At 47.0% G+C, this 21,061-nt stretch carries 17 protein-coding genes; 4 read left to right on the top strand and 13 right to left on the bottom strand.

The genetic code is table 11. From position 1 onward, the window contains the following. Positions 1–303: 303 nt before the first annotated feature. From J9B83_RS08385 to leuS, 6 genes are all read right to left on the bottom strand, one after another. Complete coding sequence (locus tag J9B83_RS08385; protein ID WP_211536309.1) at positions 304–2,919, bottom strand: cyclic nucleotide-binding domain-containing protein; 2,616 nt, start codon at positions 2,917–2,919, stop codon at positions 304–306. 27 nt (positions 2,920–2,946) lie between these two features. Beyond that, positions 2,947–3,555 carry a flavin reductase family protein gene (locus J9B83_RS08380; protein WP_211536308.1) on the bottom strand — a complete coding sequence of 203 codons (609 nt, stop codon included), beginning with the start codon at positions 3,553–3,555 and terminating at the stop codon, positions 2,947–2,949. 166 nt (positions 3,556–3,721) lie between these two features. Beyond that, positions 3,722–4,420: a putative 2OG-Fe(II) oxygenase gene (locus J9B83_RS08375; RefSeq protein ID WP_328797720.1), complete on the bottom strand. Its 699-nt coding sequence runs from the start codon at positions 4,418–4,420 to the stop codon at positions 3,722–3,724. Continuing rightward, complete coding sequence (holA, locus tag J9B83_RS08370; RefSeq protein ID WP_211536307.1) at positions 4,417–5,445, bottom strand: DNA polymerase III subunit delta; 1,029 nt, start codon at positions 5,443–5,445, stop codon at positions 4,417–4,419. The genes J9B83_RS08375 and holA overlap by 4 nt, the downstream gene beginning before the upstream one ends. Before the next feature lie 41 nt (positions 5,446–5,486). After that, positions 5,487–6,002, bottom strand: a complete 516-nt coding sequence (locus J9B83_RS08365) for an LPS-assembly lipoprotein LptE (RefSeq protein WP_211536306.1) — start codon at positions 6,000–6,002, stop codon at positions 5,487–5,489. A 77-nt stretch (positions 6,003–6,079) separates the two neighbouring features. After that, entirely contained in the window at positions 6,080–8,527 is a 2,448-nt protein-coding gene (gene leuS, locus J9B83_RS08360) for a leucine--tRNA ligase (protein ID WP_211536305.1), read from the bottom strand. 178 nt (positions 8,528–8,705) lie between these two features. Between leuS and J9B83_RS08355 the strand changes: the two genes are divergently transcribed. Then, positions 8,706–9,143, top strand: coding sequence for a hypothetical protein (locus J9B83_RS08355; RefSeq protein WP_211536304.1), 438 nt, complete (start codon positions 8,706–8,708; stop codon positions 9,141–9,143). Here J9B83_RS08355 and lnt read toward each other — a convergent pair. Genes lnt through miaB form a run of 5 tightly spaced genes read right to left on the bottom strand, consistent with a single transcriptional unit; the run spans position 9,118 to position 14,458 of the window. Further along, a complete protein-coding gene (gene lnt, locus J9B83_RS08350) occupies positions 9,118–10,695 on the bottom strand; it encodes an apolipoprotein N-acyltransferase (RefSeq protein ID WP_211536303.1) in 1,578 nt (525 codons plus the stop codon). The genes J9B83_RS08355 and lnt overlap by 26 nt on opposite strands. A gap of 7 nt (positions 10,696–10,702) precedes the next feature. Next, a complete protein-coding gene (locus J9B83_RS08345) occupies positions 10,703–11,569 on the bottom strand; it encodes an HlyC/CorC family transporter (RefSeq protein ID WP_211536302.1) in 867 nt (288 codons plus the stop codon). A gap of 12 nt (positions 11,570–11,581) precedes the next feature. Continuing rightward, entirely contained in the window at positions 11,582–12,046 is a 465-nt protein-coding gene (gene ybeY / locus J9B83_RS08340; protein ID WP_211536301.1) for an rRNA maturation RNase YbeY, read from the bottom strand. Beyond that, positions 12,046–13,092, bottom strand: a complete 1,047-nt coding sequence (locus J9B83_RS08335) for a PhoH family protein (protein ID WP_211536300.1) — start codon at positions 13,090–13,092, stop codon at positions 12,046–12,048. Before J9B83_RS08335 ends, ybeY begins: the two co-directional genes overlap by 1 nt. Positions 13,093–13,105: 13 nt before the next feature. Continuing rightward, positions 13,106–14,458 carry a tRNA (N6-isopentenyl adenosine(37)-C2)-methylthiotransferase MiaB gene (miaB, locus tag J9B83_RS08330; protein ID WP_211536299.1) on the bottom strand — a complete coding sequence of 451 codons (1,353 nt, stop codon included), beginning with the start codon at positions 14,456–14,458 and terminating at the stop codon, positions 13,106–13,108. 206 nt (positions 14,459–14,664) lie between these two features. Here miaB and J9B83_RS08325 point away from each other — a divergent pair, with 206 nt between their 5' ends. From J9B83_RS08325 to J9B83_RS08315, 3 genes are all read left to right on the top strand, one after another. After that, positions 14,665–15,396, top strand: coding sequence for a hypothetical protein (locus J9B83_RS08325; protein WP_211536298.1), 732 nt, complete (start codon positions 14,665–14,667; stop codon positions 15,394–15,396). A gap of 88 nt (positions 15,397–15,484) precedes the next feature. Then, on the top strand, positions 15,485–16,588 hold the full coding sequence (locus J9B83_RS08320) for an HD-GYP domain-containing protein (protein ID WP_211536297.1): 1,104 nt from the start codon (positions 15,485–15,487) through the stop codon (positions 16,586–16,588). A gap of 111 nt (positions 16,589–16,699) precedes the next feature. Continuing rightward, positions 16,700–17,563 carry a histone deacetylase family protein gene (locus tag J9B83_RS08315; RefSeq protein ID WP_236037207.1) on the top strand — a complete coding sequence of 288 codons (864 nt, stop codon included), beginning with the start codon at positions 16,700–16,702 and terminating at the stop codon, positions 17,561–17,563. On the opposite strand, the gene J9B83_RS08310 is transcribed toward J9B83_RS08315, so the two are convergent. After that, positions 17,560–18,213 carry an RluA family pseudouridine synthase gene (locus J9B83_RS08310; protein WP_328797719.1) on the bottom strand — a complete coding sequence of 218 codons (654 nt, stop codon included), beginning with the start codon at positions 18,211–18,213 and terminating at the stop codon, positions 17,560–17,562. The two genes, J9B83_RS08315 and J9B83_RS08310, sit on opposite strands and share 4 nt — an antisense overlap. 19 nt (positions 18,214–18,232) lie before the next feature. Continuing rightward, on the bottom strand, positions 18,233–21,061 hold the full coding sequence (rapA, locus tag J9B83_RS08305; RefSeq protein WP_211536295.1) for an RNA polymerase-associated protein RapA: 2,829 nt from the start codon (positions 21,059–21,061) through the stop codon (positions 18,233–18,235).

Here is a 21,061-nt window from a genome sequence, read left to right as displayed (position 1 = left end):
AAATTATTTGAATCTTAATTCCACACGTCAGCGCCGCAGAGCTTCTTAGCTTTACGTTTATCGCCGTTGTGTTTATTTAAGAAAAGTTGGTTCATAAAAATAATTAAATCTGTGATTTCGAAAGTTTTTGTATGCTGACGTTTTTTTGAATAAAGGTCAATATGCGAAGGGCGTTTATTGCGCCTGTATTTTGAATATACAATATTCTGTATTGTCGTCTCTTGTTGTTATGTTTGCCTGTTATAAAAAACGCCCTGGTCGGGCGCTTTGATTGAACACATTTGATTGAATACAGGAGGTGTCTTACTTTTGGAAAATAAACTCGGCTGTGGTGAGTAGCTTTTCCGTCCACAAATCATAGGCTTTGTGGTTTAAATGCAGTTTGTCGCCTTCAAACAGGTTTGCTTTGATGTCGCCCTGTTTATCCAAAAGAGTCGAGAATAAATCGAGATACTGTGTGTTTGGCCGCGTTTTCGCGAGTCGAGTCAGCTGAAGGTTGGTCTTTTCAATGGTGTCGCGCATGGCAAGCCGAGCAGGACTGCATTTGATGCTAACTAAGGTCACTGGGATACCCGGTAAATGACGATCCACTTTCTGTAATAATTCAATATAGAGTTCTACAACTTTATTGCTATCACAGTGGTTGCCAATGTCATTATCGCCCGCGTATATAACCAAGGAGCGCGGTTTGTGTGGCAGGATAATGCGCTCAAAGTAGTACACACAGGCTTCTAACGTAGCGCCGCCAAAACCTAGGTTGATACCGTCGGAATCGCGGAAGTGTTTGGCAAAATTGCTCCACAATCGCATGGTAGAAGAGCCGTAAAACGCCACTGGGCGCTCTTTGTATTCTTGATAAGCCAGATGAAATTCAAGTTCACGAACGTCTGATTCAAACTCAACGTCAATTTGATTCAAGCTCATCACATTAGAGCGATAGCCATTTTTTCCGCTGAAAATAGGGTATTGGCGAATCTCACGAGACAGCTCGACGGCTTCGCTAACATACCCTTTGTATTCTTCTTGATACGAGGCTAAAAATCGATTGAGTGCGTCTTTGTCCTTATAATCCACTTTGCTCGACAATTTGAACGCCGGCTTGATGATCACAGTGTAGATATTGTGATCAGCGCGCTTGTCAAAGTTTGCGACAGCGATGGGCACGATCCAAGGCTCGTCTGCTTCCATTGAACCGGCTAACTCAAAGGCATGGGGCAAAAACGCACCTGGTGAGTGCTGCGTGCTGAAACTTTTCCCTTCGGGCGATATCATCAAGGGAAAGTTATGACGCAAAGCGTCTTGCGATTGGCGGATAAATTCATCGTATTCAGGCGTGTCTTTGGTCAGGTTGTCCCAACTGTTGATGAAGATATTCCCAAAGCGGCCATAAAAATCATCTCGCCAGAATTCACTTTCTTTGCTGCGGCGAACTACGCGTTGGCCAGACACGCCGTATTCGTTGTCTATCACCATGGTGCCAATAAATTGTGCATCCATGGAAAAGCGGAAACCATTAGGCAGACGATTGGTTAACGATCCTAACAAGTGATTATAAATAAACAAGGAACCGGCTTTTTTCGGTAAATTTTCTAAGCCTTTTACGACATAAGGTACTTGTTGAAAAGCCTGTTTGAACAGCTCGGTGCCGTGGCGTCTTGCGTCTAATACCGGGGTGTCTTTGGGCAAGCTGTTGATGGTGTCGTAGACATTTTGTAAATGGCGATAAAAGGCATTTTCCCGCTGTAAATCTTTTAAGATGTCCAGGCACATGCCTGATATGGTGCGTTCTAGCACACAGCCAAAGTGCAGGCATTTGTACAAGACGCCAAAGGCTTCATCGGTGGTGATGGCACTTTTGAGCAGCTCGCTGACTTTATAAAGGGGAGAGCTCACCGGTAAAAGGGCGGCGTTTTGTTCAATCACATTGCTAACCGCCAGCACTTCATCGTTGGCAATTTGCGATAAATAGCGCATGCGCGCCGCCAACAAATGAGTGCCGACAAGCCAGATGAGTCGATAAAGGTATTTAACTGAGAACTTGGGATTGTCGTCAAATATGTCTAGCAAATCTTTTTGGGCGATAAAAAGAATGCTGCTGTCACGGGAGGAGATAATCGAGGTGCGATTCTTCAAAGATTCATTTTGTGTAGACCAAGCCAATACCGTGCCCGCGCGGGCAATGGATCGAGTCGTGATCAGATCGCCAGATTCCGTTTGATAACTGACAACGACCTTGCCCTTGATTAGCAAATACAGACCATCGGCTGGCTGGTCTTGCTGGCTTAAAATATCCCCTTGGTGCGCCAGTAAAATAGACGATTTTTTGGCCAGAGTGTGAATTTCAGCTTGGGTAAAGGTGTCGCAAAAGGGAGCGTAGTTTAATAGGGCGGTCGCGTCCTTGATCGCATAGGTTTGAGTATCAGAGTCAAGAAGCGGACGAGTTTCATCAAATGCCAGTGACTCATTTGAAAAAAACGGGCGAGTTTGGTTTTGAATATTGGTCAAAACCGGTAAGGATTCTTGATACACAAATTGCAAAAATTGACTGGCAAAAGCATGGTCGGAGTCGAGTATTTTTTGTAACTCGACAATGGGCCACATTAACAAGGTTGTCGAACGGGTCGCGGTAAAGGTCGTAGCGTAACGGGACGGATGACGAAAGGCAGACCAGCCGATAGGGGACATGACGTGGTTGATTAACCCCACATTGTAAGATTTCCCCGTGTCAGTCAGAGGCACTGAAATCGCTACTTCGCCGTCTAATAAAAAATAAATATGTTGACCAATTTCAAATTGTTTCGCCAATATGTCACCGGATTTGAGTGTTCTGATGCTGGCGAGTTCGATCAGAGAACTGGCAATATCACTTTCTGCATTAACCATAAAAGGAAATGCGTTTACCTGTTGTGTTACGTCCATTTTGGATACCTCAATCTGTATAGTGTCCTAGTTAGGACGTTGAATCGTCACTATGTCACCTAGGAGCGCGAAGTCGTTGCCTCCTAAGCGCGAAAGCGGATTCAGTTTTTGGTTGTCGATGGTAGTACGATTATTGTCTTGTGAGACAAGATGATCGCTCACATACAAGTCGATAATTTCTAGGTATAAGACATCAAAAGAGGCCTTTTCTATGCTGTGTATATCGTACAGTCGACAATGTAAGGCAATATTGGCCTCTGCAATTCTAGGTAAGCTGGTGACAAAGTCGGTAAGAGATAAGCCCGCTCTTGGTAGCTCAGATTCGTTATAATCAGTGCTGGCGGCACTTTCGTTGACTGCTTCAGCTAATTCCCCACTGGGAATATGCAAAACACATTCCTGTTCGCGTATTAGATTACGTTTGGTGTCTTTGGGAACGTCAGTAGCTTTATTGCCGATAGACACAGCTAAAAGGGCAGGGTCTGGGCTTAATGGGGCAAAATAGGAGAAAGGCGCAAGGTTGAAACTTGCGTTTTCGTTTTTGGTTAGAATCCACGCGATGGGCCGTGGTGTGATGGTTTGAGTGATCAGGTGATAGCGCTGGCTAGCATTGAGTTGATCAAACTGAAAACGCATAAAATTCCCCGTCAATGTCCAACATGGTTTGTTAAATTACTACAAAAACCAATCTGTTGTGAATCTTTGAGAGGAAACTAATGGGTTTTCTTTCACAAATGCACAAAAAGAGACAGATAGTCAGAAAGATAACCAGCTGAGACGTTTTATGGCACCGAGAATGGGTTCAGTAAGCGTCAATAATACAATTAAAAGCAATGACGACTCTGTCTTTGTTGCCAAAGTAGGGCAAGGCTGAATGTTTCAAGTACGACGGGAAAATCACAATTTGGCCATCTATAGGCGTGAAGTCCCACACACCGTGGCCGCCTAAGTAGGCCGTACCTGGATCGGCATAATGTTCTGCGTTGACTCTTGGGTCATAAAAACGATTTAGGCCGCCTTTGCCTGCTTCGCTGGCATCGCCCGGATCTAGATAATAAATGCCGCACCAAGAGCAATTTGGGTGAGAGTGGGCGTCATGATAGCCTCCGTGTTGGGTGACGTGATACCAAGATTCAATGATGCGTGCATCGGCTTCCATGTCCTCTGGCCAAAAAGCTTGATTCACCCTGGCTGCAACTTCAAGCACCAATTCTTCGAGTGCGCGTTTGGCTTCCATCACATTGGCGTCAGCCAATTCTAAAAAGTCTAAAGTGCTTTCGTGCATGGCGTGTTTTGCTTTGGGAGCAACGCCACTGTCGATTGCGGTGAGCTGACGATCTTTCTGCTGGTACACAGCCGCAAGCAGGGCATCTTTTAAAAAGTCATGGTCTGGCATTTGGGTGACGAAGAGTGGCGTTGTCCATACCTGTATTTCTTCTAAAACGAGAGGATCTTGGTTCATTGTCATTGTCATTGGCTTAGTGTCATCTGTTGGGTTCATGCTACATCTAATTCGGTGATGACGGGCTTGTAACCACAAAACATCATCACTAAATTACGAAAGCCGGTTTCTGTGTCTGGGCCTTCCAAGCCCTTGATCGATTTATCGACGAGCGCCAAATAGTTTTGCATGTAAGGCAAGGTGATGGCGTTGTGGCGAGACAGGGCGCTTTCGTAAAAAGGAATGCGTTTGTCCCAAATTCTTTCCGCCTGACAGGCTTGTCGGAAGCTGGAGGTTTGCATTTTTTGCAGTAGACTGGTCAAACTTTGAACTTCGCGATTGAATAACCACAGGATAATACTGGCTTCTACGCCTTCCGCCAGTAACTGGCTGAGGCAATGCATGGCGTCCTTGGTTTTGCCCATTAATAAGCGATCGCTTAGGTCGTAAATGGAATAGCGACTGCTGTCTGCCACCGACTCAACCACTTTTTCAGCATCGATTTTTGCCCCTTGGCCATGTATCAATGCTAGCTTTTCAAGTTCCTGAGATAAGGCCAATAAGTTGCCCTCACCACGCTCACACACAATGCTCGCGGCATCGCGGGTGAGTGACAGATCTAAGGCTTGCGCACGCTGTTGCACCCAAGCGGGAAGGCGGTTGCCATCGATTGGCCAAACCTGCACAAACACGCCTTGGGTTTCTAATTGAGTAAACCATTTGGCTTTTTGACTACGGGCATCAAGTTTGGGTAGGGTTAGCAGAATAATATTGTCTTCGCTAAGAGACTGGCCTAGCTGTGCTAATGCCTTGGTGTGTTTCTCACCCATTTTATCGATTTGAATATCGAACAAGCGGCGGCTTGAAAACAAAGACAGGCTTTGGTTCTCGTTGATCACATCTTGCCAATCAAATTGCGCATCTGCCACAAAGCGTAGGCGTTCTTCAATGCGATGCAGTTGCACTATTTTGCGAATGCTGTCGGCGGCTTCTTGCACCAATAAAACCTCATCGCCAGAAATAATGTAAATAGGCGCGAGGTTTTTTTTCAGCTGTTGGGCGAGTTGATCCGCTCTGACTTTCATCGTAAGTGCCTAAGTAGTGAGTGCTTAAATTAAAAGACGACTTATTGGGGCGCGTAGTTTAAGTCGTAAAGCAGCTGGTTGGCCAGCTCTTCACTCATGCTGTCTGTTTGTGCTTTGTTGTAAGAGGTTTTTGCGCTCTCTTCAGCGTCTTGGTTGGTCAGGGTTTTGTTGGTGCTGATGGTACGTGAGCCATAAACCGCTTTTCCATCGGCTTGGCGAATAAAATACTGACTGCTTAACGTGCGCTGTACTTGTGATACATCGTTTGAAGCATTGCGCGCAAGCTCCACATCGGATGTGGTGATCTTGTTAATCTTCAGATTTAAGGTGTCATCGGTGGCGTTTGCCTTGTCGACAAGGGTAATGCCGGCTTTGGTTAAGGCGATTCGCAGGGAGCGCTCGAAGCTGTCTGATCCGCTCTCAGAAGTGAGAGTCAGGGTTTTGTATTGACTGGCAATGTTCACTTGGCCACGAAGATGGAAGCCGCAAGCCACTAAACTCATGGTCAGTAACGCTAACAATAAAAGACGTGTTGTTTGTGTGAAGGTGGCGGTCATATCCGTGATCTCGATTGAGTGAGTAAAAATGCGTCAAGCAAGCCAGAGGTGGCAGTGCCACCTCTGGCGGCAGGGGTTTAGTTAGCGACGATGTTAACCAAACGACCTGGCACAACGATGACTTTACGTACCGTTTTGCCTTCAAGATGCTTGATCACGCCCGGGTGTGCTAAGGCTTCAGCTTCAATGGTTTTGTTGTCCGCACTGGCGGAAACGGTTAATTCAGCTCGCTTCTTGCCCAAAACTTGCACCACAATGGTCAGTTCGTCTTTGATCAAGGCGGCTTCGTCTAAGGTCGGCCAAGGCGTATCCACCACATTGTCAGTATGACCCAATTCGGCCCATAGCTGATGGGCAATGTGTGGCACGATAGGAGACAACAACAAGGTTGCGGCTTCCAGAGCTTCGCGTTCTACGGCAAGACCCTGTACCGAGGTGTCTTCAAATTTGCTTATCTCGTTGCACAGCTCCATCACCGCGGCAATTGCTGTATTGAAGGTCTGGCGACGTTCAATATCGTCTGTGACTTTTTGAATGGTTTCATGAGTTTTACGACGCAAGGATTTTTGTGCACCGTTAAGCTCATCAATCTTAAGCTCGCCCACCGTTCCAGCGTTAGTGTGGCGGTATGACAAGGCCCATAAACGACGCAAGAAACGGGATGCGCCGTCTACACCCGCATCGTTCCATTCAAGAGACTGTTCAGGTGGCGCGGTAAACATGATAAACAAACGAACGGTATCGGCGCCGTATTTCTCAATCATCTCTTGAGGGTCAACCGTATTGCCTTTTGACTTAGACATCTTGGTGCCGTCTTTGTTGACCATGCCTTGAGTTAATAGGCGTTTGAACGGTTCATCCGAAGTGACCAAGCCGGCATCGCGAAGCAATTTGTGGAAGAAGCGTGAGTACAACAAATGCAGGATGGCATGTTCTACGCCGCCAACATACTGGTCAACAGGGAGCCAGTAATTGGCTTCTTCCGTTAGCATGGCGTCTTTTGAGTCTGGACAGCAGTAACGAGCAAAGTACCAAGAGGATTCCATGAAGGTATCAAAGGTATCGGTTTCGCGCTCGGCTTCTTCGCCATTAAACATGATAGAAGAGAAAGCTGGGTTGTTTTTAATAGGCGAGTTTACACCGTCCATGATCACATCGGTGGGCAATTCAACTGGAAGCTGGTCTTCTGGAACAGGAACTACAGAGCCGTCTTTAAGGTTAATCGTTGGGATAGGGGTTCCCCAGTAACGTTGACGGCTCACGCCCCAATCACGAAGACGATAATTGACTTTAACTTCGCCTAATTCACGTTCAACCATCCAAGTGGAAATGGCATCAAAGGCTTCTTTGAAGGCCATGCCGTCGAATTCACCGGAGTTGCACAAGGTACCTTTTTCGGTAAAGGCTTCCTGATCCAAATTAATACTTTCTTCACCGGCAGGCTGAATAACCTGCTTGATAGTGAGGTCGTATTTTTTGGCAAATTCGAAATCACGTTGATCGTGGGCAGGAACCGACATCACCGCGCCGGAACCGTAATCCATCAACACAAAGTTAGCCGCATAAATAGGCACCGAATCTCCCGAGATTGGGTGAATGGCTTTGAAGCCTGTGTCCATGCCTTTTTTCTCAGCTGTCGCCATGTCGGCTTCTGTTGTCGACATCAATTTGCTTTCTTCGACAAATGCAGCCAATTCTGCGTTGTGGTTAGCCGCTTCTAAAGACAATGGGTGCTGAGTTGCAACCGCCACGTAAGTGACGCCCATAATGGTATCTGGGCGAGTGGTGTAAACCGATAAACGCTCGTCTTTACCCTCGACTGCAAAACTGAATTCTAGGCCTTCGGAGCGACCAATCCAGTTGCGCTGCATGGCTTTTACTTTTTCTGGCCAGCCGTCTAATTTATCAAGGTCATTCAGTAATTCCTCAGCGTAGTCGGTGATACGAATGAACCACTGAGAAATTTCCTTGCGCTCAACCAAAGCGCCAGAACGCCAACCACGCCCGTCAACGACTTGCTCGTTGGCCAATACGGTCTGGTCCACAGGGTCCCAGTTCACGGCCGCTGTTTTCTTGTAAGCGAGGCCTTTTTCTACTAATTGAGTGAAGAACCATTGTTCCCATTTGTAATATTCTGGTGTGCAGGTGGCAATTTCGCGGTCCCAATCGTATGCAAAGCCCAGTTCTTTTAACTGGTTTTTCATGTAGGCCACGTTTTCCATGGTCCACTTAGCAGGAGCTGTTTTGTGTTTAATCGCTGCGTTTTCAGCAGGTAAACCAAAAGCATCCCAGCCCATAGGTTGAAGTACATTTTTACCTTGCATGCGCTGATAGCGAGAAATAACATCGCCGATGGTGTAGTTGCGCACATGACCCATGTGCAGTCGGCCACTTGGATAAGGGAACATGGAAAGGCAGTAGAATTTTTCTTTGTTGGAATCTGCGACCGCTTTGAAGACCTTGTTCTCGTCCCAAAAAGATTGCGCCGCTTGTTCAATTTGCTGCGGATTATATTGCTCTTGCATGATGTATTCTTATCCCATGATCGACGTAAGATTGGCAGATCTGTATTCTCTTTATGATCAAAGAGGGCCATTAGCGCGACATAGCGCAACAAATGAGTCTAATGGCCAGCAGAGTCTGAATTTTTGCGTTATTTTATAGAGATGAAGCGCTAATTAGAAGGTGCATAGAGGAGGAGTTATGAAAACTGTGAAAAAAGATTCGTCAAACCACGTCAGTGATTCTAATTTGGTTGAAGAAGCGCGTAAAACACTGGTCGGTGCCAAAGATTGGTTACTTGAAGACATGGCATTGATGAACGCATATTGGCACGACAAAATGGGCTACACCGAAGCCTGGGTAGATGCTAACTGGCACCTTGTTATGGACGAGGGTCAGGATCTGGTTGAAGAGCTCGACAAAAAAGAAGATGCCGCGCTGCTTTGGTTGATCAACCATGCCAACAATAATCCAGTGCCACTAGAAGAGTGTCATGTGGTTGGCACAGAAGTCGAGCCGGGTACTTATCGATGCATGTCCTGTGGTCACGATAATATTGTCGAAGCAACGCAGCCACTAGGGTCTTGCGAAATCTGTCATTATGGTTTGCTGTCTAGTCACGACGTCGATAAAGCCTAAACAGATAGGATAATGCAGCACACAGGCCTAATAGCCAAATCGTAGGCCAATTTCCCCAGTTGACATACGGCGTGATGCCACTGAACGTTTTGGCGTTGGCAGTGAGCGTCGTTTGTTCAAACTGCGGCGCTTGGGCGATGATGTTACCTTTTTCATCAATAAACGCCGTGATACCGGTATTTGTGGCTCGGATTACGTAGCGTCCTGTTTCTTTGGCGCGAAACTGGGCGATCTGCAAATGTTGCCATGGGCCAAATGATGTGCCAAACCAGCCATCATTGCTGATGGTAATAAGCAAATCGCTGTCTCTCACCATCTGCCTAACTTGCTCTGCATAGACAATTTCATAGCAGATAAAAGGCGCAATGCCCCATTCGCCAGCTTGCAACACGGGCTGGTTATCGTCTCCTGATTTGAAGCTAGACATAGGCATGCCAAAAACATCCAAAATGGGCCCCACGTATTCGGCAAAAGGAATGTACTCACCAAAAGGCACCAGCCTGCGCTTGTAGTACAAACCAAAGCCATTTCCTGTTGCCCAGATCGCGTTATAGTATTCCCCCGTTTTTTCACCGACATCGGGAATGCCTGTAATCAAAGTGGTTTGGCTGTCTGCTAATTCTTGGCTAAAGGATTTCAGATAAGGGCTGACTTGTGGGTAGCTGTAAGTAATCGCGGTTTCAGGCCAAACGACCAAGTCGCTGTCTAGATGCTCTATGGTCGTTTGTTGATAAAAACTGAGGGATTGCTTCGCCATGCGAGCAAGCCATTTTTCATCTTGCTTAATGTTGCCTTGCACCAGGGTGGTTTTGATGTGAGCGGTTTCTTGTACCCAGGTCACAGGAGCATAGTGCAAGTAGGCAGCACTGCCCCAAAGTCCCAATAGGGCAAGCCAGAGAATCGGTTGTCTGGTTGGTTGGCTCGGATTAGAAGGCGTCAGCAAAGTGACCGCTATGACACTGGACGTTAATATCACCGCGGTGCTGGTTAGCCAGATTCCGCCAAGAGGTAAGAGCTCAAACAACCAATTATTTTCAACCGCGTAACCGGGTAATAGCCAAGGGAAACCAGTGAAAAAAGTACTTCTTGCTGTTTCACCAAGCAATAAGCAGATCGTAATCCACAGGCTGGCAGGCAGCGAAGGAAATTTCTGTATTAACCGCCACGCAAACAAGGCGGCCAAGCCCCAGAATGAACTGAGCACCAGGATAAACGCGAGAGTGATGACACCGGCGATCAGAACGCCCACTTGGCCATATTCAGCGATGCTGACGTAAACCCAAGAAATGCCTGCACCAAAAAAGCCTAATGCAACACTGACGCCGCGCCAGCCAGCGACTTTACTGGTTGGACTGGTGATCACAAACGCGCTGAACACCACGAGGCTGACAAAATAACCTGGCCAAAAATGAAAAGGGGCGAAGCTGGTGACACCCAATGCGCCTGATGCAAGACCAATCAGTGTTGTCCAAAGAGGAGAAAGGGTGTGTAGAAAAGTCGTAAAACGAGGCGCCCACCCCGTTGTTGTGTTAGTGGAATCGGGGTGGGGCATGGGTGTTTTACTCTGTATCGTTTAGATTGATTTTAGTGACATGAATGGTTTTTATACGGCGGCCGTCGGATTTGACTACGCGAAAATGATAACCGTTGAGAGTAAGTTCTTCATCGCGCACGGGAACATGCCCAAATTGTTGTACTAGCACACCACCTATGGTGTCGAAATCTTCTTCGTCTAAGTCGGCTTTAAAGAACTCATTAAAGTCTTCCACGCTCGATAGAGCGGGAACCATATAAACACCCGGTTCTGTCGTGACCTGAATAGTCTCGTCGTCCAGTTTGTCGGTTTCGTCTTCAATTTCACCAACAATTTGTTCTAACACGTCTTCGATGGTTACAAGGCCAGATACACTGCCGTATTCATCCAATACTAGAGCCATGTGATAGCGTTTAGTGCGGAAATCATTTAATAACACATTCAGGCGCTTACTTTCTGGAATGAAATTGGCAGAACGTAAACACGTCATTATGTCTTCAATGGTGACCTCGCCTTCTTTGAACAAGAATGGCAACAGATCTTTCGCTAGAAGCACACCTAGAATTTCGTCAGAATCTTCACCGACCACAGGGAATCGTGAATGGGAAGAGTCGATGATTTTACGCAGCGACGTTTTAGGGTCATCCTCCGATTTTATCACCACCATTTGAGACGGCGGAATCATAATGTCTCGTGCTTGTACTTCGGATACTTCCAGCGCGCCTTCTACGATAGTGAAGGCATCACGATCGATAATATCTGATTTCACGGCCGCTTCTAGAAGTTTTACGATGTCACCTCGACTCCGTGGCTCATCGTTGAAGGCTTGCGTTAAACGCTCAAACCAAGATTTATGTTGATCGTTGGATGTACTCGATCGGTCGTCACTCATTGGGGTGTTAGCTCACTCTTTAATCAAATAGGGGTCTGAAATGGAAAGAGAAGCCAGTAGCTTCGTTTCTAGAGATTCCATTTCGTCGGCTTCGTCATCAGTTATATGGTCATAGCCGCATAAATGCAAGATGCCATGGATGGTCATATGGGCCCAATGATGAAGCGGCTCTTTTTTTTGTTCTTCGGCTTCCATTGCCACAACTTGATTACAGATTACCAAATCGCCTAACAATGCAAGCTCAAGCCCGGGTGGTGCTTCGAATGGAAATGACAATACATTAGTCGGTTTGTCTTTGCCACGGTATTCATGATTTAACGCTTGGCTCTCTTCGACATCGACAATGCGAATAGTGACTTCGAACTCATCGTCTGAATTGGCCAGCGCTTTTTCAACCCACAATAAAAAATCCGCTTCACTGGGTAAGTGTGCGGTGTCGTTGGTTGCAATTTGTAAGTCCAGTTCCACTTGCGGCATTAGGAATGACCTTCCGTAACATCAGCCTGTGCGGCTAGGCGTGCTTCGGTGCGCGCTTTTTTTTCTGCTTCTACTTCCACATCAAAGCGATCGTAAGCTTCTACAATGCGTTGAACCAAAGGATGGCGCACCACGTCGGCAGAGTTAAAAATAGTCGTGCTGATGCCATTCACGCCTTTGAGTACATGCATGGCTTGAGCCAAGCCTGAAGACGTGCCACGAGGTAAGTCGACTTGAGTAGTATCACCAGTAATCACCGCGGTTGAACCAAAGCCGATACGCGTCAAAAACATTTTCATTTGTTCGCGCGTGGTGTTTTGGCTTTCATCTAGAATGATAAAGGCGTTATTGAGAGTACGGCCACGCATAAAGGCTAAGGGCGCAATTTCAATCACGTTTTTCTCTATTAACTTGTCAACCAACTCAAAACCAAGCATCTCGTATAAAGCATCGTATAAAGGGCGCAAATACGGGTCGATTTTTTGTGATAAATCCCCCGGTAAGAAACCAAGCTTTTCTCCGGCTTCCACCGCTGGACGAACCAACATAATGCGCTCAACTCGGTCAGCTTCTAACGCTTCTACGGCGCAGGCAACGGCAAGATAAGTTTTGCCTGTACCAGCCGGCCCAATGCCGAAGTTGATGTCGTGCTTACGCACTTGTTTGACATAGTCTTGCTGATTCGCACCTTTGGGCTTAATAAATGCCTTGCGGGTCTTGATGACTAGCTGATCGCTTTTGCCGCGTTTGCTGCTTGTTAACGATTCAATCGCTGACTCTTGTAGATAAAGATGGATGGTTTCAGGCGATATTTCTGTATTGGCTTGTGCCTCGCGGTACAAATTTTCCAGTAAGGTCTTCGTGGCCGCAACGTGCTCTGAATTTTCACCTGAAATGTCAAAAAGGTTGTCACGGTACTTAATGGTAACATCAAGGCGTTTTTCTATGAGCTTGATGTTTTCATCGAGTTGACCGCACAGGCCAACCAAAGCCTCGGCTTCGGCAGGTACCAAACGGATTTGTTGAGTTGTCTGTGTAGTGTCCAAGAGTTACCTTATTTTAAAGTACGAAATCGGCGTCGAGCTCAGAGCCCACTAATTCGCCGAGTAAGGAATTTGGGTAAGCGTCGGTAATGACCACTTCGGCAAATTTGCCGATTAACTGTGGATCGAAAGCGCGAAAATTCACGATGCGATTATTTTCAGTACGACCTTGCAGTTGGCCTGGATCACGCGGCGAGTAGCCACTGACTAGAATGCGTTGTACTTCGCCGACCATGGCCAGACTGATGTCGTAGGATTGCTGGCTGATACGACGTTGTAGAATGGCGAGGCGCTCTTTTTTAAGTTCCTCTGGTGTATCGTCTTCTAAATTCGATGCTGGTGTGCCAGGGCGTTGACTATAGACAAAACTAAATGAATGATCGAAGCCAATTTCTTGGATAAGGTTCATGGTGTCGATAAAATCTTCATCTGTTTCGCCGGGAAAGCCAATAATGAAGTCAGAGGAGAGGCTGATACCTGGGCGCGCTTCTTTTATGCGATTGATCTTATCAATATAGTACTGACGATCGTGACCGCGTTTCATAGCGCTAAGAATGTTGTCAGCCCCGCTCTGAACAGGCAAGTGTAGGTGACTAACCAGTTTGGGCTCTGTTCTAAATGCTTCTATTAAGCTGTCACTGAATTCAACTGGGTGAGAGGTGGTAAAGCGAATGCGCTCGACCCCATCAATCTGTGCCACGGCATGAATAATGTCAGCCAAATCTGCTTCATCACCGTCTGGTGTTTCGCCACGATAAGCGTTCACGTTTTGACCGAGCAAATGAATCTCACGCACACCTTGTTCCGCCAGTTGTGCTACTTCTACTAAGATACTGTCAAAAGGACGGCTGACTTCTTCGCCGCGAGTGTAAGGCACGACACAAAAAGTACAGTATTTACTGCAGCCTTCCATAATGGAAACAAAAGCTTCAGCACCTTCTACCCGAGGAGCAGGGAGATGATCGAATTTCTCAATCTCAGGAAAGGTAACATCAGTAATTGGAATATGCTTTCCTGCTGCGTTCACCATGTCTGGTAGCTTGTGCAGGGTCTGTGGTCCGAAAATCATGTCCACATGTTTGGCGCGTTTACGAATGGCGTCGCCTTCTTGGCTTGCCACACAACCGCCCACACCAATCACTAGGTTAGGGTTCTTTTGTTTGAGTTTTTTCCAGCGCCCTAACTGGTGATACACTTTATCTTGTGCTTTTTCACGGATAGAACAGGTGTTTAACAAAAGCACATCGGCTTCGTCAGCGTTGTCAGTCAGTTCCATTTCATGGCTTTCGCCAAGTAAATCTGCCATACGAGAAGAATCGTATTCGTTCATTTGACAGCCATGAGTTTGGATAAAAAGTTTTTTTGCCATGTAACGTATAAACCTAAAAAATTGTTCGTCTAATCGACTTTGGCGCTATTATATTGGGCTTTTCTCTCGAATCCCAGCGGTGTTCTGAATTCCCTGCATTTTATCAGAAAATAGTTGGCTTTTTGTTACTGGCGATTTTGTTTGAGAGTCGTCACAATAGGTACACATTTGTTTATTCATCCGCTAAACATTCTAAAAGGCACTTTGTGAACGTTTTTTTTCGTATCTTTGTCCTATCATTAACCTTGAGTAACACGGTATACGCCCAAAGTCAGTCCACCGAAAGCTCGTCCAATACTGACATTTCAGAGGAAAAGGCACACCCCAATTTTGTTTTTGGGCTTGGTTATGGCTTGTTAGATGAGCAGTCCCTGCTGAACATCGATTTCAAGATAAATATCCCGCTCAATGCCTATTTATCCACACAACTTTTACTCAATAGCAATTATTTAATAACAGGGTCTTCCGAAACCAGCGTGGCGCAATCTGAGTTTTCTTCAAATTGGTTTTTACAGAATGGCTATGGGCGACTTGGATTAGGGCTAGGCATCAGTGAAGTGGAGCCCATGGACGAACGTCTTGAAACCGAGCGCGATGTGATCGGTCAATTTATTGGCGAAGCTTTTCTCGGCGACTTTTCATTGACCGCCAATTATATTTCTACTGAAAAAACCCTGAGCAATATTACCAGTTCTCGGCTGGGGGTGAGTTACTACTTTAACGATGATGTACGCACCTCTTTGTATCGAGAAAAATACGATGACAACGATAATGGCTGGCGATTGGAAACCTATTATCAGCCGCAAAAATACCAACAACAGGGCAGTATCGGTATCATTGCTCGTACTGGTGATGAGTATGATTATTTAGGCATGGCGGTGCAGTATTATTTTGATCATGCAATCTCTTTAAAACAGAGAGAAAGAGAGTTTCATTAGTGAGTAGAAGGTGTGCTGAGCGCTATACTTACTTTTCGATAGATTGAATGTGTTTGGTCACATGTGCCCTTTGTAATGGAAGAAAAAAATGAGCCATTTTGCTTGTAAAGCGTTTTCAATACTGGAAAAAGAAATTAAAGACGATTTGATGGAATGCTATGTGGAAGCCCAGCAGGAAATCGAGGAGATCATCAACAGTATTGAAAGTGACGGTTTTTCATTCGACAAGCTAGATAAATTATTTCGCTCTTTGCACAGTATGAAAGGCAATTGCTCAGTGTGTTTTCTCGATCCTTTGGTGGGGATATTGCATAAGCTCGAAGAAATTGTCGATGGTATGCGCGGCGGTTATATTGAGTACCATTCCCATTTGGGTGACCTTATCAATGTGGTGATCGAGCAGGTGTATGTGTTGTTGAAGCAAATTTACCAATCCCATGTGGCCGACAGCGAGCGTCGGGATATGTTGCAAAAAGGCCTAGATGCCTTATACGCAGAAGAAGACGCTGAGCATCGTCTGGTGTTAACCACTCGATTACTTACCCTTTGCTCGCAAGAAGTGATAGAAGAAGAAACGAGGGATTCCGATTTGTCTTCCTTGTTGATCAAGGTGACGTTCTCAGAAGAACAGCAGAACGACATTCTTTTGTTCACAGGTTTCAGTCAGAAGTTAAATCGTTTATTAGGCTACTCTTCCGAGCGAAGTGAACGCATTTTAAAGTTATGTCAGCTGATCAATATGGAATGCACCCAGCCAGTTGATCAGGCGCAATTAAGTGCCGCAGCTTATATGCATAATATGGGCATGGCGCTGATTCTTAATTGCAAAGATGACGAATCCTTAAAAAGACAAGCCGAACAGAATCACCCATTAGTGGGGGCAAAATTGCTAGCCAAACACTCTGGGTGGGAAGACGCTGTGGCCATGGTTCAGGCGCATAAAGAGCGTTTTGATGGTACAGGGTTCCCAGAAGGTTTAGTCGGCTCCCTTATTCCACAAGGGGCGTTTATTTTGTCTATGGCGGTGATGTTTATTGATTTTGTTTGGGGTAAGTCGGGAAGTGACTACAGTAAAAGCGCCATGCGAGCTGTGCAAATGGTCAATTTCGAAAGCGGTAAAGGCTTTCCGCCGCACTTAATCGAATCCTTCAACAAAGCCATGCGTAAAGTGCTGGTGGCCAAAAGTCAGTAACAAATAACCATAGGGATTTGGACGTTTATGCCTCTCTTTTCACCTCTTCTGTTACCTTTGGTGTATCATCCTCATTACAGCATTCCGTTTCCGGCGGGACATCGTTTTCCCATGAAGAAGTTTGCACTGTTAGCCGATACTTTGCGAGAGCAGGGCATACTAACGGCGGCAAATACCCATGAGCCTGTGCCACTTTCTTTAACGACATTGATGAATGCCCACGATAAAGCCTATGTTCAGCGCTTTATTCGCGGAGAACTCAGCCAGCAAGAAGAGAAAGCCATTGGCTTACCCTGGTCTGAATGGCTGGTAGAGCGGACGTTGCGGGCGGTGTCAGGCACTATTTTGACCAGCGAATTGGCGTTAAAGCATGGTTTGGCTTGTCATCTAGCGGGTGGCACTCACCATGCTGGACCAGACTATGGGGCTGGTTTTTGTATTTTTAACGACCTTGCTGTCGCCGCGTTGGCTTTGGTAAATAGTGGTAAGGCGAAGAAAGTCTTGATTTTGGACTGCGATGTACACCAAGGCGACGGCACAGTCGCCTTTTTTAGAGATAGGGCAAACATCATTCCCGTGTCGTGGCACTGCGAAGAGAATTACCCGCAAGTTAAACAAACTGGCGGTATTAACATTGCCATTCCCAAAGGCACGAACGATGAAGAATATTTGGCTATCCTAACCGATACCTTGCCGAAGATTTTGAAATCCCATCAGCCAGATTTTATTTTTTATGACGCCGGGGTGGATGTTCATCAAGACGATCGGCTGGGTTACGTCAACCTGACGGATGCTGGAGTATTGGCTCGGGACAAGTATGTTATCGAAACTTGTATTGCGTTGAATCTTCCCACTGCTTGCGTGATTGGCGGCGGCTACGATCGCCAAGAAGATAAGGTGGCATGGCGACACAGCCTATTGCATCAAGCGGCGAATCAAGTTTGGCAGGCCGTGAATTCAACAGAAGGTGTTTAAAAAGGACAGGGCGCGACAAACGCGACCCAAGCGTTGGTAAAAGGATGGCGAAATTCCAGCCGATAAGCGTGTAGCAGCAGCCGAGGTTCGTCGGTAAATTGGTCGTCGTAAAACTCATCGCCAATGATGCCGTGTCCAAGGCTTTGCATGTGGACTCTAAGTTGGTGAGAGCGGCCAGTGAAAGGCACTAGCCGAACGCGAGTATTGTTACCCTCACGCCCTATTGATTGCCAAAATGTGATGGAATCTTTGCTCCATTCGTCGGTGCAAACAATTTGCCTTGGTCGATTAGGCCAGTCACAGCGCAGCGGCTTGCGAACTTCGCCCCGCTCGCCGAGCAAGTGACCGCGCAACAAGGCGCGGTATTCCTTTTTTACTTCCCGTTCACGAAAATGCGCGTACATGCGCTTTTGGCATTCATGGGTTTTCGCCACTAGGATCAAGCCAGAGGTGGCTTCATCCAAGCGATGTATGGCAAACGCCTCGCCAAACAAAAATTCTGCCCGATGCAAAATCGAATCAAGCTTATCTGGCCCACGACCGGGCACAGACAAGCATTGAGCCGGTTTGTCGATAACGGCAAACCAATCGTCTTCGTAAAGTATCTCTAAACTTGGCACATTGCTCTTCATAGGCGCATTGCTTTTCACAGAGAGTCCTTCACTCGTATTATTCTGGCTTGGTGGTCAAGATAATACGAATCGCATCCAAACGGATTTGGTGCTCGTCGATACGGGTCAAACCTTCCTGCATATTCACTTCAAGGCGCTCGATGTCTTCATCACGAATGGTGCTGTTGAAGGCTTGCAGCTCTGCAAGACGTTCAATTTCGTTTTGGCAACGATGTTGGTACGCGGTTTTCGCTGCGTGAACAATAGGGCGAGCCTGATCTTGTGCGTTAAGCTGGTGGGCTTGTAATACTTCGATCAGGTTTTTGCGTAACGCCGCCACCCATTGTTCTGCGACTCGGTTCGGCACGCCTTTGAGTTTCTCCGCCCATTTGTCCGCGGTGAACTGTTGGTGTAAGAATTTGCCATTGGAGTCAGACAATTGCCACATAGGGGTCATTGGCAACGACTGAGCCAATTTCAAACGTGGGTGCGCAGTGGCTTCAATGACAAACATACTCTCAACCAACACCGTACCTTCAGGAAGGGCGGCGATTGGTAGAATGGCAGAGGTTAATTTACCCGAATCGAAACCCTGTACTTCGTCCATGAGCATAGTGATTAAAGGGTGCTCCCAGGTGGCAAAAGCCACATCTTCACGTTGGCTGGCTTGACGGCGGTCGAGCATCAGCATTTTTCCTTCTTCTTCAATGCCTGGCAGGGCTTCTAGCATCATGTCGGTCGAAGGGCGCAAGAACCAAGCGGCGCGTTCCGGCTCATCGTTAATGCAGTCGGCGTAAATATTGAACGCATGGGTGACTTGCTCGATGTAGTGGTGAAGGCCTTTTGTTGCTTGGTTATTGATTTGATCGATCAAGGCACGGGCTTGTTCTGGACGACAAGAGCTCATTTCCAATAAGCGGTTACGACCTTCTTCCATCTGTTTGAGCAGGGCTTCGTGGTACGCATTGGCTTCTTTTAGCAGGTCTGTGTCATCGTCTTGACCGTGTAAATAGGCGTGTAAGCTGTCGCCAAAAGCTTCTTCCACTTTGTCGCCAGAACCTGTGGTGCGGCAAAAAGCATTGAGCGCAAGGTGATACCAATGGAACAGGCGCTCTTGCACGCTTTGCTTGATGTAAGGCACATGAATTTGCACGTCATTCAACTGACCTAAGCGATCAAGACGACCAATGCGTTGTTCAAGCAAATCTGGGTGTTCCGGCAAATCATACATGACGATGTGATGGCTGAACTGGAAGTTTCGACCTTCGCTACCAATTTCAGAACAAACCAGAATTTGTGCGCCATCTTCGTCTGCAAAATAGGCCGCAGCTCGATCGCGGTGGATCAGTGGCATTTGCTCATGGAAATCGGCGCTCTGAAAGCCAGCAAATGTCAGCTGGTCGTTGAGCCATTGCGCCATGTCGGCGGTGTGACAAATCACCAAGACCTTGTCGGCTTGGCATTCAAGAAATTCTTTTAGCCAGCCCCAACGTGGGTCTTTTTCCCACAGGCCGTCTGCCACATCTGTTTCGGGTTGAACATGATGATTAGCCGATTCGAAAAACTCATTGTTATCCAATGGATAAGCGTGAACAAAACGATCAGGAAAACCGCCAACCGCCGCCCGTGTGTTGCGGAACATTTCTCGACCTGTGCCGTGACGGTCAATCAGCCAGCTGATGGCGTCTTGAGCGGCGGCTATTTGTGCATCGCCTTGTTCCGTTGTGAGTGTTTGGAACCAATCTTTCGCGCTGACTTCGCCTAGGTAATCGCCAAAAGCCTGGGTCCAATCAAGGGCGTCGGTTTGTTGCTCCGCTTGGGTGAAAGGCAATAAAGCTTCCGCCAGTTCTGCGGCTTGTTTAAAAGCCTGCTGCTGTGTCTGGTAATGCTCGAAGTCGTGGTAATGATCTGCGTCGAGCAATTGCAAGCGAGAGAAGTGCTCACGTTCGCCCGTTTGTTCAGGTGTGGCGCTCAACAGCAGTAAGGATTCTGTTTGAGCAGCTAAGCGAGAGACTACTTGATAGCTGATGCTCGGTGTTTCTGGATGCCAAGCAAGGTGGTGTGCTTCGTCGACAATGACCATGTCCCATTCTGCATCCAGCATGTGCTGGGTGGCTTTCGGGTGTTGGCTGGCCCAATCGATGGGGGCGATGACGAAAGGTTGTTGCTCAAAGGGGTTGTCGTCGCCATCCATGTAATCTTCGTACACAGCTTCATTGATCAGCGTAAAGGGCTGATGGAAGCGACGAAGCATTTCCACTAACCATTGGTGTTGTAAGTTGGTTGGCGTCAGAATCAGAGCGCGTTTGCACAAGCCATTGAGCAAGCGTTGATGCAAAATCAACCCTGCTTCTAGGGTTTTCCCCATGCCGACTTCGTCACACAGCAAGGCGCGAGCTTTAGGGCGATTGGCAATGTCGTGTGCCAGATAAATCTGGTGCGGTAATAATTCCGCTTTTAGACCCATCAAACCGCGCACTTGCGATGCGGCATTGGCCGCCTGATGCTCCAACGTGTGACGACGTAGGTCAAACCACATACGACGCGCTGGCGACAAGGCTAATAGCGAGTCGAGTTCGTTTTTGTCGTTGCGAGGAAATTGAATAATCGATTCTTCCAACCAATCGTCGTCCTCGCTGATGCGATACTCGATAAGGCCGTTGATCTCTTCAACTTCTAAAACGGTGTAGGTGTTGTCTTGATAGTGCAGCTGATCGCCGTCGGTTAACGAGCGTCGAACAAGGCTGGTCTGGTCGTTTGAGTATTGACGTTCCGCTTCTGCATCGGGGAAATGCAAGGTAAAAGACTTGTTCTGTTTGTCTACAATCATGCCAACGCCGAGATCAGGCTCGTTGCGGCTACTCCATCTTTGTCCAGTTTGGTACAT

Source organism: Marinomonas vulgaris, from assembly GCF_018145875.1.
Lineage (GTDB): Bacteria > Pseudomonadota > Gammaproteobacteria > Pseudomonadales > Marinomonadaceae > Marinomonas > Marinomonas vulgaris.
This window is presented reverse-complemented; position numbering and strand designations above follow the sequence as displayed.